The organism is Fictibacillus sp. 7GRE50 (assembly GCF_015903875.1).
Classification (GTDB): domain Bacteria; phylum Bacillota; class Bacilli; order Bacillales; family Fictibacillaceae; genus Fictibacillus; species Fictibacillus phosphorivorans.
The window spans coordinates 561,411-576,761 of sequence record NZ_JACZDW010000001.1 but is presented as its reverse complement, the minus strand read 5'-3'; the positions used below and the strand labels follow the sequence as shown (position 1 = coordinate 576,761).

Here is a 15,351-nt window from a genome sequence, read left to right as displayed (position 1 = left end):
AAATACAAGAATACAAGGGAGGATGCACCTGATGAAATTAAGCATACTCGATCAATCACCAATCTCCTCTGGTAAAAGTGCTCAAGATGCTCTTCAAGCTTCAATGGATCTGGCAAAAGAGGGAGAAAAGCTCGGATATATTCGTTATTGGATCGCGGAACATCATAACTTTAGCGGCTTATCTTGTTCAGCGCCAGAAGTGATGTTGAGCTACATAGGGGCAAACACAGAAAAGATACGACTCGGCGCAGGAGCTGTGCTTTTACCGCATTATAAACCTTACAGAGTTGCGGAAACCTATAACATGCTTGCTACTCTTTTTCCAGATAGAATCGATCTAGGTATCGGCCGTGCACCTGGGGGTTCAGCAGAAGCGTCGATCGCTCTTTCGGACAATTATCTGGAGAATGTTCGAAAAGTTCCTGACTACACTAAACAACTGCTGCATTTTCTGCATAACGATTTTCCAAACGACGATATGTTCTCTAAGATTCAGGCTGCGCCAGTCCCTGAGATTTCGCCCGTTCCATGGATTCTTGGAACAAGCCAAAAAAGTGCTAATTTAGCTGCAGAACTTGGAACAGCTTATGCGTTCGGTCATTTTATGAGTGATAAACCAGGGCACGAAATTGTAGCATCCTACCAAAAGTCTTTTCAGCCAAAATCATTATTGAAAACAGCAAAAACCATTGTTGCGGTTTCTGTGATCTGCGCAGAAACAACGGAACGTGCTGAGGAACTCGCATTACCAGGAATTCTATGGAGAAAACAGAATGCTGCTGGCGAGGGAAGTGGCGTTCCGACACTAGAAGAAGCTCAGAGCTCTTTCTCTATAGAAGAACAGAAACAATTAATACTTGAGGCAAAAAGAAAAATGATGATAGGCACACCACAAGAGGTAAAGAAAGAACTACAGAGACTTCAAGAAATCTATCATACAGATGAAATAATGATTGTGACGATTACTCACTCTTATGAAGACCGCAAAAAGTCATATGAGTTGCTCGCTAAGCACGTGCTATCCACATAAAGGATAAGCAGTATTTTTTATTTAAGAAAGCAAACTTGTTATACTAGTAGCGAATTATTAAAATATAGTAGCTAATTTTTTGTTGCTTTAAATAAGGAGGACGTTACGATGTCCAATAAAAAAAATTTAAGTGATGTGAAATGGTCAGTTCTTGACCTTGCACCGGTCGTTGAAGGCGGAACGGTAACGGAATCGTTTCAAAATACGTTAGATCTCGCTCAGCATGCTGAGAAATGGGGATACAACCGTTATTGGCTAGCTGAACATCATAACATGCCTGGAATCGCGAGCTCTGCTACTTCGGTCGTGATCGGACATGTGGCGGGTGGTACTTCAAAAATTCGTGTCGGTTCTGGTGGGATCATGCTTCCTAACCACGCCCCACTCGTGATTGCTGAACAATTCGGCACACTTGATGCACTTTATCCCGGAAGAATCGACCTCGGACTAGGCCGAGCTCCGGGAACTGATCAGGTAACCGCACAAGCGCTTCGCCGTGATCTAGGCAACATGGGTGATGATTTTCCGTATCAGTTAGATGAACTGCGAACGTATCTCGATCCAGAACGAGCAGAATCGCCGATGAAAGTTAGAGCAGTTCCTGGAGAAGGGCAAGATATTCCAATCTGGCTTTTAGGTTCAAGCGGATTTAGTGCACGATTGGCAGGTAGAGAAGGACTGCCGTTTGCATTTGCGAGTCATTTCTCCCCAGACAACACGATTCCTGCTCTAGAGTTATACCGTAATACGTTCACACCATCAGAAGTACTTGAGAAACCGTATGCGATGGTTGGAGCAAACGTGGTAATCGCAGATACAGACGAGGAAGCAGCACGAATCGCTACTTCTCTTCAGCAGCAGTTCGTCAACTTAGTCCGTGGAAATCCAACGAAGCTGAAGCCCCCTGTTGAGAGCATGGATGGGATCTGGAGTCCGTATGAAAAAGCGGCACTCGACCAACAATTACGCACATCCTTTATCGGTAGTCCTGAAACGGTTAAAGCTAAGCTGCAAGCGTTCTTGGACGAAACACAGGCAGATGAAATTATTGTAAATGGTCAGATCTACGATCATGCTGCAAGATTGCGTTCTTTTGAGTTGTTATCAGAGATCGTAAAATAAGGTATGTGATGATCAGCGTACTCCTTAGGGGAGTGCGCTTTTTTTGGGTATTTGAGTTTCAGAGCTTGTCGAAGTTTGTAGACTCGCAGATAACTTTTGGATTGAGCAGCAAAACTCGTGGATAAAACAGCAAAACTTCAGGATAAAACCGTAAAACTTCTGGATTGAACCCATCAAATGCCTCGGAGGGTATACAATGTGGCATACATCCTGCCCCGCAGAAAGCGAACAGTCACTTCCAAAAGCCGCACGAATTCCTGTCTGACGAAAAAGAACATTTGTTTGCATTTTTAAAGGAGTTTTCCATCTCAATATCGAAATTAGTACCTGGAATAACAAACTTGGAGGTATTAAAGATGGGTAAATCGCTACAGCTTCAACAATTCAACTCTTGGGCTAATGAGAAGGTATTTGAGAAACTTAAAGAACTTCCAACCGAAATGTATAGAAAAGAGGTAGAAAGTGTTTTTCCTACGATTGCCGATGTTCTCGTACATATGTATCAAGTTGACTATGTATGGCTACAGGTACTAAAAGGGAGAACATTCGAAGATATTTTTAACTCCGTAAAACAGCTACACGAAGAATTAAACTTGGCAGATCTACAAAACATGCACATGAAGTTTCAAACCATATCTGAAGACTACGAGAATTTCATCAAAGGAATAGGAGATTTATCCGCTGATATTACCGTTCATCATCCACATTTCGGAACACTACATTCAACCTATGCAGATCTTAATCAGCACATCGTAAATCACGGCACGTATCATCGAGGTCATCTATCGGCAATCGTCAATCAGCTCGGCTATAAAGGAGCATCGATCGATTATATTTTTTATCTTTATTCACTACAAGAAAACAAGCAAACTTCATAAGAAAGAAAAAGAAGGCATATCTAAAGAGATATGTCTTTTTTGTTACGTTTAAATAGATCTCTGTAAAAGTTACAGTAGAGTGATTGACAAGATGCTTGTCCACCATGTAATCTAAGTTTGGAAATAGATAGTTCAATTATTGAACAGTTAAAAAAATGAACCACCAGGAGGTTACCATGTCACAACTATCCATTAAAGAACTTGTTGATCGTTATATCGATCTCACATTTGCCGTCCATAAAAAAGGGGAGTCGCTCGTAAAAGAACAGCTGCAGAGTGAACTTTCTAATGATCAATTTTATACATTGAAGTACATTTACAAGACTGAGAACTGCACGTCAACCGAGCTAGCTAAAGTTTTTGATGTAAAAAAAAGTGCCATTACAGCTGTGATCACAAAATTGTGGGATCAAGATTTGATCGAGAGAACGAGAGATCAAAATGATCGCCGCGTCGTTTATCTCACATTAACGGAAACGGGACTCGAGCTTTACAAAAAAACAGAAGAGCGAATCTACAACTTGGTAGAATCCATCATTACTCAGTTTGAGGAGCAGGAGATCAAGCAGTTTATTGAAACGTACGAAAAGATCAATAACATCTTAACAACACTTCAGGAAAAACAATAGGCAGGGGGAGAAATCGTGCGGTTTATTTTAAAACAAAAATGGCTTGTGCTTGTAGCATGGATCGCTGTCGTTGCCGTTCTTATGTTATCGGCACCTAATATGGCAGAGCTGGTTCGAGAAAAAGGACAAGTCGATGTACCGGATGGCTATTCGTCATCATTGGCTTCAGACATTATGAGCGAAGTTCAGGAACAAGAAGGAGGTGGAGATGAGTCTACCGTAGCCCTTGTCTTTACAGATGAAAAGGGGCTTAGTGCCGCAGATCAAAAAGAAGTTGAGCGTGCGATTCGTCAACTTGAAAAGAGCAAAGAAGAACTAGGAATCACGGAGATTCTGACTCACTTTAATGAAAAAAGTCTGGAGAAGCAGTTAGTCTCAAAAGATGGAAACTCTATCTTAACGTCTATAAAAGTAGCTTGGAATGACCGGGAGCCAAGTGAAGTGAATGAGGCTCTATACAAAACGATCCAAGACAACAATGTTGATCACTATTACACAAGTAACTGGATGATCAACGAAGATCTTGTAAAGAGTTCTGAAGAGGGACTTAAAAAGACAGAAGGCATTACGGTAGTATTCATTCTAGGCGTGTTGCTCTTAGTATTCAGATCGGTTGTTGCCCCACTTATTCCGTTGTTAACCGTTGGTGTGACGTATCTTGCTTCACAATCAATCGTGGCGATGTTAGTCGATTCGTTCGACTTTCCAATTTCCAATTATACGCAGATCTTTTTAGTCGCTGTACTGTTTGGAATCGGGACAGATTATTGCATTCTTTTGCTAAGTCGATATAAAGAAGAACTAACACTCACAGAAAGTAAAACAGAAGCGATTATCGCAACGTATCGTCAGGCGGGACGTACTGTTTTCTTTAGTGGATTGGCGGTCATGATTGGATTTGCTGCGATCGGTTTTTCACAGTTCATTCTCTATCAATCAGCAGCAGCCGTTGCGGTTGGTGTAGGTATACTTTTAGTCGCTCTATTCACTATTGTTCCTTTCTTCATGATGGTCTTGGGGCAGAAAATCTTTTGGCCATCTAAGAAAAAAGCGGAGCATGGCGAAAGCAAGCTCTGGGCAGTTGCAGGGAACTTTTCGTTAAAACGTCCATTGTTATCGCTCGTACTCGTTGCGGTGATATGCGTACCTTTTCTTGTGACGTATGATGGAAAGCTATCGTTTAACTCATTAGAAGAAATTTCAGGGGATGTTTCATCGATCCAAGCGTTTAATGTAATTGAAGAAAGCTTTGGAGCGGGAGAATCGATGCCAACAAACATCGTTATTAAAAATGATGAAAGTATGGACTCGACTTCATACATGGAGCTTGCTGAAAAGATCAGTCAGGAACTAGAAAAGGTTAATCATGTTGATGCGGTAAGGTCTGTTTCCAGGCCTACTGGCGAACCGGTTGAAGAATTCTTCGTCTACAAGCAAGCAGAGAGCTTAGGCGATGGCCTTGGTGATGGAAAAGAAGGGATCAATAAAATCAGCAGCGGACTTATGGAAGCGAGCGGAGAGTTATCAAAATCTGAGCCGCAGCTGACTGGTGCGACTGACGGCATTCAGCAGCTTATCGACGGCACGAGTGCTACTCAATCGGGTTTAAACGAGATTCAAAAGAATCTGGTGAAGATAGAAGATGGAATTCGAAAAGGAACGATAGGAGCAGCTGACGCAAAAAAGGGATTACAACAGATAAAATCTAAACAACAAGAGCTGTTGGCTGGTTATCAAAAGATTCAGCAGGGTTATGAACAAGCGGGATCAAATCTATCAACGATCCAATCAAACTACGTAAAACTAGGGCAAGGTTTAGGAAGCTTGAATACTGCTTTAGCCTCGATTACAGAACAAGATTTTCAAGCTTTGGAAGATCGTTATGAAATTCCAGAAAACGATGCAGAGTATCAGAAAATAAAGAACACAGTGAAAGCAACTCAAAACCAATTGCCTGTTATCAAAGGTCAACTAGACCAATTAAACGGTGGATTGAGTCAAGTTTCATCAGGTGTTCAACAAGCTAATGGGAAATTTAAAGAGGTTAATGGTTACCAGCAAAGCATTATTGGTGGACTTCAGCAAGTGATCGATGGTACAGATCAACTTCAGTCCGGTCTCGGGCAGTTAGCTAACGGTCAAGGTCAGATCGTTGATAATGTGCCTAAGTTAACAAACGGCTTAAGCGGTATCAATAGCGGCCAACAAGAACTTCTAAAAGGATTTGAAGACCTTGGTGGTCAGTTTAGTCAGTTAACGACTGGTTTAGATCAGAGTGCTGACGGATTAAATCAAGTGTCAGATGGTCTTGGTTCTGCGCAGGATTATTTGAACAACCTAGCCGAAACAAAGGATAAGAGTGCTTTTTATATGCCAGAAGAGGTCCTTGAAAGCGAGGATTTTGAACAGGCACTCCATGCTTATCTATCAGAAGATCGCAAAACGATGACGATGGATGTAGTGTTTGGAATCAACCCTTATTCTAACGAGTCAATTGATGAAGTAGGCGAGATAAAAGAAGCGATCAATCGAGTGACAAAAGGAACGGAGCTAGAAAACGCAAAAGTGGCAGTTGGGGGAATCACGAGTTCAAACGCTGACTTGCAGACTGTTTCTAGCAATGATTTCTCAAGAACCGTTCTGCTCATGCTAGTAGGAATCTCGATCATTCTTGTATTCTTGTTCCGTTCTTTAATCATGCCTGTCTACTTGATCGGTTCACTCATTTTAACGTATTACACGTCAATGGGGATCAATGAATTCATCTATGTAAACTTATTAGGATATACAGGAATCAGCTGGGCTGTTCCGTTCTTTGGATTCGTAATCCTTGTGGCGCTCGGCGTTGATTATAGCATCTTCTTAATGGATCGATTTAATGAATATAAAGATCTTACGGTTGCAGATGCGATGCTTCTCGCTATGAAAAAGATGGGGACGGTTATCATTTCCGCGGTTATCATATTAGGTGGAACGTTTGCTGCGATGATGCCTTCTGGAATGCTTTCATTATTACAGATCGCGTCCATCATCTTAGTAGGGTTGCTTCTATATGCATTTGTCGTGTTGCCGTTACTCATCCCAGTTTTAGTTAAGAACTTTGGTGAAGCAAACTGGTGGCCATATAAACGAAGTTAAGCAATAAAAAAGATGGTTTTAAAGTGCTCTAAGAATAGACACTTTAAACCATCTTTTTTTGTTTTCTATATAATGTGGTTGCTTTGAAAGTATTTGATTTCCGTTTCAGATGCTCGCTTTCCGCGGGGCAGGCGGTGAACCACATTCGTACGTTTCCGTATAAGTGTCTCACCTGCCCGCCAAATCAGACAATTATTCAGCTGTCTTACTTTCTTTTTGAATACTTTGCTTCAATTCCTCGATGTATTTCTTTTTAGCTTTTTCATCCTCTAGATTGCCAGGCTTCTTTTGCTGCAGATATTTTTGGAGAGCGTTGTTGATTTCTTCTGTTGTGGCATTCTCAGGAATCTCTCCCTTATCTTTGAGCATCTGAATGATTCTTTCGTCATTCGCGATCATGGCAGTCACCTCGTTTTGTTCTGCAGATTTAGAATCAGAGGAATCTTTTGGATCAGTTTCTGCCTTTTTTTCTTCTGATTCCTTTGTGTTTTTCCCAGGAAGATTATCGTTTTCTTGTGAACTGCAACTCATAAGCAAGATCAGTGTAAAAACCGTTAAGAATACGCGTACAAACTTTTTCATCTTTATACCCTCCTTATTAACAGTTTACCCTAGGAAAATAAAACCCAACTGCATGTACACAGTTGGGTTTCTGAATAATGTTTATTTCTTGCGAGAGATCTTAATCTTCGCTACAGAATTATCTTTACTCTTTCCTTCAACTGAGAACTTTAGTCCGTATTGTGGAACGTTACGTCCTGCGTCTAGAAGGCCAGGGTTAGAGTAGTCATCTTTATCATTGAATACGGAGTTTGGATGGATCGCGTTATCTGTAAGCGATGTTCCATTGATTGCTTTGTAATCTAAGAACATCGGTTTACCTTTATCTGTGTTGAACGCAGCGTCATGGATCAGGTAGCGAGTTGAAGCTACTTTACCATCGCTCCATTTAAGCGTTTCTTGGTTCGCATCAACTACGCCTAAGAAACCATCTCCAGGGTGGATGCCTGTCCAGTTGTCAGAATAGCTGTTATCCACGTACCAAACAACAAGTCCGCCATCATAAGACATCAAGCTTTTACCGCGAGCGATGTGCCCAAGCCCTTTATCAACACCTTGGTGATTTCTCCATTCTAATAAGTAGTAATGATCAGAAAAGAATTTTCCTTGGTTCTTCGTGAAGCCTTCTTGCTTAAATGTAGACGTTCCTTCAGCATTATCAAACAATACTTCAGTTCCATCAACGTTTACAGAAATGTCATCTACAAAGAATCCAGGCATTGTTGCAGCTACATCTGTCCAATAGTTGAATTTCAGGTCGATCTTCTTGCCAGCATAAGCTGATAGATTGAATGCTCCGTTTACCCATTCACCATTCGTGCTTCCTGTAATACCGTGGCCAGGGTTTTGTTCATTTGGATTCGTATCTGTTGTCAGGTTTCCTTTAACAGTTACCCAATCCGTTGCTCCTTCTTCTTTCACTTGAATAGAAGCATAATCCCAATCTGTTTCAATGTCATACCAAGTTTTAAAGTTTAGTGAAGCTGTTAAAGCTTTTGTAAGATCAAGAGAGGTAACTAATGAGTTATCAAGGTCATCTCCGCTGCCACTGAAATATTGGTTTTCGCCGCTATACGGCTTGTTAACCACTGTTTCTTTTTGTGGAAGATCAACGCGAACGGCATCATTGTTCGTACCTTTCGTGTTTGCCTGATCGAGAAGAACTTCAATTCCTTTACGATCGATCTCTTCGTAAACGAACGTTTCTCCACTTAACCAGTTACCACCGATATACGCTTGTAAGAACTCTTTAGACCAAGCACTGAAACCAGTTGGCTCCGTACCAGGAACTTTACCAGCCCAGCTTCCGCTAGACATGATCGACCAGTAAGCAACAGGCTCACCTTGGCCAGTGTATTGTGTATCATACTCATCTGGAAGCTCCAGGTCATGACCATATTCATGAGCGAATACGCCAGCGGCTCCATCAGCAGGTTGAACCGTATAATCGTAAGCTCCCATCATGCCGTTCCAATAATCAACTTCAGACTCAGAGCCTGCGATTGGGAAAGGCTGTCCTAGATTCCAACGGTGGCTCCAAATTGCGTCACCAGCAAGTGCACCTCCGCCAGCTTCTTCACCAACGCTTGAGTGAACGATCATGAGGTGATCTACTAAACCATCAGCTTCACGTGTATTGCCATCACCATCCATGTCGTAGCGATCTTCTTGGTCATAGTCTCCTAGATTAATTTTAGGATCTTTTGCTGCCGCTTCTAATGCTTCTTTTACTAGAGAACGAGCGTCTTTGTCGCTACCGTCTGGAGTAGGTACGTTACCTCCATAATAAGCAGCTGGATGTTTAGCTTTATACCAACCTCCAACACTACCTGTTACAGAGTAACTTCCACCGGATTGTTGTTCATAATATTGCTTCATGGAGATTAATTTTTCCCCGTTCGGTCCTTTATATCCTTTATTTCCAAAGACTAAGTCTTCATAGTGTTTCTTAGGATATTCTTCATAAAACATATCTGTTTCGTCTGCTTTAATGTTCGTAGCAGGGTAGTCTGGAAACTCTATCATAAGAACAAGTACGTTATCTACACGCTTTTGTCCTTTCCACTTTTCTTCTTTTACATTTTTGATTTTATCTTCTTTTCTACCGTCTTTTTTAAGGCCATCTTTTTTATGCTTACTTCTAATTTCTTTACGTTTTTCACTATGTTCATCTTCTAAAGCACCTTCAGAGAATTTAGAAGCGTTCTCTTGTTTTTTGTGTAAAAATTGCTGTAATTTTTTCTGTGCATCTGCTTCAGATGCGTTTTTACTGATTTCACCTTGTTTCTTTAGCATTTCGATCAATTTTTCATCGTTGGCGACGCCTAAATCAAAAGGACCGCCTCCATGCTTATGTCCTTTGTGATCTTCGTGTTGATGTGTAGCTTGTAAATCGGATGATACATTCGCTGGTGCAGCACTAACACCTGAAAAAGCAGAGCAGCTTAACATAGTAGCGAGTGCAGCAGATACCCATTTCCCTTTTTTCACCAAGATTCCCCCTAAATCGTAGTAGTTACCGAAAACCGACATATATTGTCGGATAATTCCGTGTATTCAAAATGTTACCACGATAATGCATCTACTAGAATAGGAGATAACTCCCGTGTTTTTTATATAGAATAGGGAGTATTTACTATTTAAAGAACTATTTTCAAACACTTTTAATTTGAAAAAATGGTGAAGAATGTTTTATTTTAGGAGTTTCCATATAGTTCTTTAGACATAAAAAACAACTCTCGTTCAAAGAGCTGTTTTTTTTAGCTTTTATAAAAGTTTAGAGTAAATCGTTTAACTGCCGTTCTATTCTTTTGAAATGAAAATAAAAGATTAAATAGATGAAGCTGTAGATGATAAGAAAGCACAGGAAGCATATTATGAGTGGAGAAGGCTCAACAGGCACCCACTTTGCAAGTATGGCGATGGGGAAGAAGAATGCGACTGAAGTTAAAAAGTGAATATTAGTTTGTTTAAGGGTACTCCATTTTTCAATATCAAAAATCACCGATGCAGTTGAAAAGTAGATTCCGACCAGTAGTGAGCCTGTGAAATTCAGCCAAAGTTCTTTCATAGTTATCTCAATTTCGAATAGCATGTAACTAGTTAAAGCAACAAAAAATATCACCGCACCAAAACTCAATCCGATTAAAAGCTTGTTTAAAAAACAATTATTCACAATCATTCATTAGTACCTCCGTTTAATAGTTTTTCTTTTAGTGCTTTAACATATTTTTTACTTACATATTCTCGGTGTCCAGAATGAAAGTACACACACAAATTTCCGTTAAACGATAACTCAAAACGTTTAATCTGATTTACGTTTCCTACTACTGATTTAGAGAAGCGTGCAAAATAGTGATTCCTCAAATGACTTTGGATCATAGTGAGATTCATGCTTACTTCATAGTGTGATTGTTTCGTTCTTGCATAAGTTCTTCTGTCTTCAGAATAAAAATAATCAATTTCTGATGGTTGTAAAATAAACGTTTGATCTTCTTTCGTCCCAAAAATTTTTATGTGGCTTGTTTTGGTGTTCTTAAGGCAAAGGAGAATCCTCTCTAACTCAGAAGTCATTTCATTTGTTTGAATCGTAATGGCAGTTTGTTCATACTTTGGATCAATATCAATCTTAATTTCCAAATAACATCACCTCAAAAAAAGTATCGCATAATTCAAATAGCAAGTACCATAATTTGGTATAAGAAGACTGGAATGACGGTTGAAAGATATATTTTTTTTACATAAATGTTTATTTCATTTAGCGAAGGGTAAATAAATGGGTGGACCATCAAAGTATAAACTTAAAGAGATTTTTGGAAATGAAAGGTTGGTCATTTACTTTGTCTATTCATCTAAATGCAGCGCTTAAAAATAAATCGGTTAAAAACTTTGAAGAAGCAACAGAGAATATTCTTCATTTTATGAGTAAACTTATCAACATTAATACGTTGTTTATTGCTAAGAACGACAAAGAAGTAAATGAAATAAAAAAAGCGATTAATAAAAACACAGTATTGATTCAAGAAGGTACATCAATGCCCTTTCAAGAAACGTTTTGTAAAGTGAGTGTGGATCAAGGCAATGATATTCTTTTAATCGAAGATATTACGGAAAATGAACGGACGAAGCATCTGAATGTGACGGCAGATCTAGGTGGTGGAAGCTTTATAGCAATACCGATCTATTATGAAGATGGTGAAAATTACGGAACCATCTGTGGTTTAGATACTGAAACCTTTGAGTTTACAGATCAGCACATCGAGCTTTTCCAGACGATGTCATCCTTATTGACGTACGTGTTAGAACTGGACAAGGCAAATAAAGAGATAAAAGAACTTTCAGTGCCGATCGTTCCTTTAACAAAAGGTGTTGCAATCCTTCCAATCATTGGTCATATCAATGAATATCGAGCAGAAATCATCATTCAAAGCACACTAGAAAGCAGCATGAGCTTAGAACTTGAGTATATGATCGTTGATCTTTCAGGAGTGAGCAGAATCAATAATTCGGTTAGTGAATATCTGTTAAATATTGTAAAGTTGTTAAGGTTAATAGGTGTTACTCCGATTCTAACGGGATTCAGACCTGATCTCGCAATGACAACTTTACATGTTGATGTAGATTTTAAAGGAATTATGATTACGAACAATTTAGAGAGTGCACTCTCGCAGATCGGATTTAGCCTAAATAAAACTGAAAGTAATCATTTAAGATCACAGTCTGTTATGTGATCTTTTCTTTTAAGTAAATGTTTCTTTATCTTCATTGTCCGTTTCATATCCTTACTTTTCCGGAGGTGAGGTGAGCTTATCCTAAGTATGGGGTAGCTTAGAAGTTTCTCACACTACAGTCCACTTAGAAGTCATTAAAGAAAACAGTAGTCATAATATTCATTTTTTTATATAATTAAAATAATATAAACTTATCAGTCGTTTTTATGTATTCACCAATCGGAGGGGAAAGTATGAAGTCATTTGAAGAAAAATTGGATCAATACGCTGAATTAGTGATAAAGGTTGGGTTAGGTTTAAAAGAGGGACAAAGGTTGCTCATTAGTTCGCCAATTGAGACGGCAGAATTTACGCGTAAGGTAACGAAGCATGCATACGAGAATGGTTGTAAACGAGTGATGGTGGATTGGACAGATACACAAACAAGCCGCATTCATCTCACTCTTGCAGCAGAAGAGGTTCTTCAAAATGATCTACCTTCATGGGAAATTGATAAATATAACAGCCTTGTGGAAAATCATGATTGTTTTTTGATGATCACGGGGAATGATCCAAATGCTTATAAAGGCGTTCCTTCTGAGCGAATGATGTTCGTTCAAAAAAATCGCGGTGAGAAACTTCAAGCTTTCTCAGCAGGTCAATTAAGAGGAGATATGCACTGGGCGATTGCTGGTGCACCTACAGTTGGTTGGGCTAAGAGCGTATTCCCAGACAAAAATGATGAAGAAGCGGTAGATGCATTATGGGAAGCGATCTTCAAAACCGTTCGAGTCGATCAGGATAATCCTGTAGCAGCATGGGACGATCATGTGAAAACGTTGACAGAGAAAGTGAACTACTTAAACGAACAGCAGTTCAAAACGCTTCATTATAAATCAGAAGGTACGGATTTAAGCATCGATCTTCATCCAGATCACACGTGGATTGGTGGAGGTCACCATTCAACGTTCGGAACGTATTATATCCCGAACTTGCCTACGGAAGAAGTGTTCACGACACCGAGAAAATTTGGTGTAAACGGTAAAGTATCAAGCTCAAAACCACTTTCCGCGATGGGGAACATCATTGATAACTTCAGCTTAACGTTTAAAGATGGAAAAGTGATTGATTTCACGGCTGAGGAAGGTTATGACACATTGAAACAGCTGCTTAGCATCGATGATGGAATGGGGTACTTAGGTGAGGTTGCATTAGTTCCTCACGATTCACCGATCTCAAACTCAGGTATCACATTTAATAACACATTGTATGATGAAAATGCTTCATGCCATCTAGCGATCGGAACATCAATCACGATGTCAGTGAAGGATGCAGGAAATCTTTCACCAGAACAGATGGAAGAAAAAGAGATCAACTTCAGCCGCGGCCACACTGATTTTATGATCGGTTCTGCAGATCTTGAAATTGAAGCTGAATATGAAGATGGCAAACGTATTCCGTTATTTAAGAATGGAAACTGGGCGATATAATGTTTTAAAGACTCCACACTCGTGGGGTCTTTTTTTTTGAAATGTATTATGAAGGAAGTTGATTTCCGTTCCAGGTTGCACGCTTTCCATGGGGCGACCGGTGAGCCACTTGTCTAGTTGCAGTGACTAACCCCTCGAGGTCAAAAGTTAAACAGTCAAGAAGGCAAAGTGCGCCTTCCTAGCCCATTCAACTTTTGCTTGTCGGGGCTGAACGAGTCACTTCCACTTTTCGGACTGCCGCTTTGCGCCTTTAGGAGTCTCCACCTGACCGCTAAAAGGTTGTCTATCTGCTCCTGCGTCTACAAGTTTATGCTAACGAAGTGAACTTCCTCGTTGCATGCCTTGCGAGAAGATCCTCAAGTGGAAGGCAGGCAACCTTGCGCTCCAATCAACTTGCATAGGAAGGAAAAAAAACATTCAAAAGCAGAAAATAGCTCTTTTTTATACACGAGTTAGTTCCTTGTTTTGTACCTTATGGAAGCTAAGAAACTAACAGGAGTTGAAGGTACGAGCTATCTATTTCTAAAAAAGAGAATAGGACAAACCTCTTCATGGAAAAATAACGAAAATGAAGGAGGTTTGTTTATGAAGAAGATAGTCGCGCTTTTTGCGGCGTTTACGATTGTACTGAGCGGCTGCGGCAACTCTAATAATATGAAGGAAAGCGAAGCCGCTCCAAAGAACATGAGTAACGAAACGCGAAATAGCCCAAGGTTAGAACAGATTAATTCGCCACAGAAAAAACAAGTCGATATCTCAAAAGCTGAAACGAATCATGGTAAAACGAAGATTGAGACATTAGGATTCTTAGAGCCGATCGAAGCGAAACAATCAATAAAAGATGTACAAGAATCGGTAAACGATCTAACTTACGTAGCGTTTTTTAGTTATCAAGTAAATAAAGATGGATCACTTAAGCCGATTAAGGATTATGCGGCGCTTCAAGAAGTGAAGAAATCTAAAGCCATGCCGATGATGGTGTTAACAAACTTTATAGACGGAAACTTTTCACCTGAGATCGCACATAACATCTTCACGGATAAAACCGCTTCAAAAACGCTGATTGGGAGTGTTATCAGCACGATGAAGCAAAAAGGATATAAAGCACTGAATATTGATTTTGAACATATTAAAGAAAAAGATCGAGAGCTATATAACGGTTTTCTAGAAACGATCATCCCACAAGTTCAAAAAGAAGGATTTAAAGTTTCAACTGCATTGGCTCCAAAGACAAGTGATGAACAAAAAGGACCGTGGCATGGAGCACATGACTATAAACGTCATGGAGAACTAGCTGACTTTGTTGTTCTTATGACCTATGAGTGGGGCTGGTCTGGTGGACCTCCAATGGCTGTTGCGCCTGTAAAGCAAGTAGAGAAAGTAGTGAAGTATGCAACATCGGTCATTCCTTCAGAAAAAATTGTGATGGGCGCACCGCTATACGGATACGATTGGACACTTCCATATAAAAAAGGAAATAAATTTGCTAAACGCGTCGCGCCTGCTGAAGCACATGATTTGGCATTAAAAGAAGATGCGACTGTAAAATACGATAACGAGTCTCAAGCACCGTTTTTTAATTACAAAGATGATAGCGGCAAAGAGCACGTTGTATGGTTTGAGAACGAACAAAGTGCTGAAGCAAAGAATCAACTCGTGAAGAAATATAAATTAAGAGGGCTTGGTTATTGGGTATTAGGAGAACCATTCCCTGAAAACTGGACGCTACTAAGAGATCAATTTGAGATTGCTCATAAATAAAACAAAAAGGATTAAGCATTTTCAAGTGCTTAA

General features: G+C 39.9%; 12 protein-coding genes. 8 read left to right on the top strand and 4 right to left on the bottom strand.

Annotation, left to right across the window (positions count from 1 at the left end):
- Window positions 1-31 precede the first annotated feature (31 nt).
- The 5 genes from IHV12_RS02860 (at window position 32) to IHV12_RS02840 (ending at window position 6,797) form a co-directional block, all read left to right on the top strand.
- The gene (locus IHV12_RS02860; RefSeq protein WP_197189740.1) at window positions 32-1,030 is read left to right on the top strand and encodes an LLM class flavin-dependent oxidoreductase; all 999 of its coding nucleotides are present in this window, start codon (window positions 32-34) and stop codon (window positions 1,028-1,030) included.
- A gap of 108 nt (window positions 1,031-1,138) precedes the next feature.
- Window positions 1,139-2,152, top strand: coding sequence for an LLM class flavin-dependent oxidoreductase (locus tag IHV12_RS02855; protein WP_197189739.1), 1,014 nt, complete (start codon window positions 1,139-1,141; stop codon window positions 2,150-2,152).
- Window positions 2,153-2,508: 356 nt separating this feature from the next.
- The gene (locus IHV12_RS02850; RefSeq protein WP_197189738.1) at window positions 2,509-3,030 is read left to right on the top strand and encodes a DinB family protein; all 522 of its coding nucleotides are present in this window, start codon (window positions 2,509-2,511) and stop codon (window positions 3,028-3,030) included.
- 176 nt (window positions 3,031-3,206) lie between these two features.
- Complete coding sequence (locus IHV12_RS02845; RefSeq protein ID WP_153237487.1) at window positions 3,207-3,659, top strand: MarR family winged helix-turn-helix transcriptional regulator; 453 nt, start codon at window positions 3,207-3,209, stop codon at window positions 3,657-3,659.
- A gap of 15 nt (window positions 3,660-3,674) precedes the next feature.
- The gene (locus tag IHV12_RS02840) at window positions 3,675-6,797 is read left to right on the top strand and encodes an MMPL family transporter (protein WP_197189737.1); all 3,123 of its coding nucleotides are present in this window, start codon (window positions 3,675-3,677) and stop codon (window positions 6,795-6,797) included.
- 192 nt (window positions 6,798-6,989) lie between these two features.
- On the opposite strand, the gene IHV12_RS02835 is transcribed toward IHV12_RS02840, so the two are convergent.
- The 4 genes from IHV12_RS02835 to IHV12_RS02820 form a co-directional block, all read right to left on the bottom strand.
- Window positions 6,990-7,379, bottom strand: coding sequence for a hypothetical protein (locus tag IHV12_RS02835; protein WP_197189736.1), 390 nt, complete (start codon window positions 7,377-7,379; stop codon window positions 6,990-6,992).
- An 81-nt stretch (window positions 7,380-7,460) separates the two neighbouring features.
- Window positions 7,461-9,848 (bottom strand): immune inhibitor A domain-containing protein, encoded by a 2,388-nt coding sequence (locus IHV12_RS02830; RefSeq protein WP_197189735.1) that lies wholly within the window; start codon window positions 9,846-9,848, stop codon window positions 7,461-7,463.
- 286 nt (window positions 9,849-10,134) lie between these two features.
- Entirely contained in the window at window positions 10,135-10,539 is a 405-nt protein-coding gene (locus IHV12_RS02825; protein WP_197189734.1) for a DUF3021 domain-containing protein, read from the bottom strand.
- Complete coding sequence (locus IHV12_RS02820) at window positions 10,536-10,997, bottom strand: LytTR family DNA-binding domain-containing protein (RefSeq protein ID WP_197129435.1); 462 nt, start codon at window positions 10,995-10,997, stop codon at window positions 10,536-10,538. Before IHV12_RS02820 ends, IHV12_RS02825 begins: the two co-directional genes overlap by 4 nt.
- Before the next feature lie 179 nt (window positions 10,998-11,176).
- Between IHV12_RS02820 and IHV12_RS02815 the strand changes: the two genes are divergently transcribed.
- The 3 genes from IHV12_RS02815 to IHV12_RS02805 all read left to right on the top strand — a co-directional run bounded on the left by IHV12_RS02815 (window position 11,177) and on the right by IHV12_RS02805 (window position 15,318).
- Window positions 11,177-12,088: a GAF domain-containing protein gene (locus IHV12_RS02815; protein WP_197189733.1), complete on the top strand. Its 912-nt coding sequence runs from the start codon at window positions 11,177-11,179 to the stop codon at window positions 12,086-12,088.
- Window positions 12,089-12,321: 233 nt separating this feature from the next.
- Window positions 12,322-13,557 carry an aminopeptidase gene (locus tag IHV12_RS02810; protein WP_197189732.1) on the top strand — a complete coding sequence of 412 codons (1,236 nt, stop codon included), beginning with the start codon at window positions 12,322-12,324 and terminating at the stop codon, window positions 13,555-13,557.
- Window positions 13,558-14,142: 585 nt separating this feature from the next.
- Window positions 14,143-15,318, top strand: coding sequence for a glycosyl hydrolase family 18 protein (locus IHV12_RS02805; RefSeq protein WP_197189731.1), 1,176 nt, complete (start codon window positions 14,143-14,145; stop codon window positions 15,316-15,318).
- Window positions 15,319-15,351: the final 33 nt, after the last annotated feature.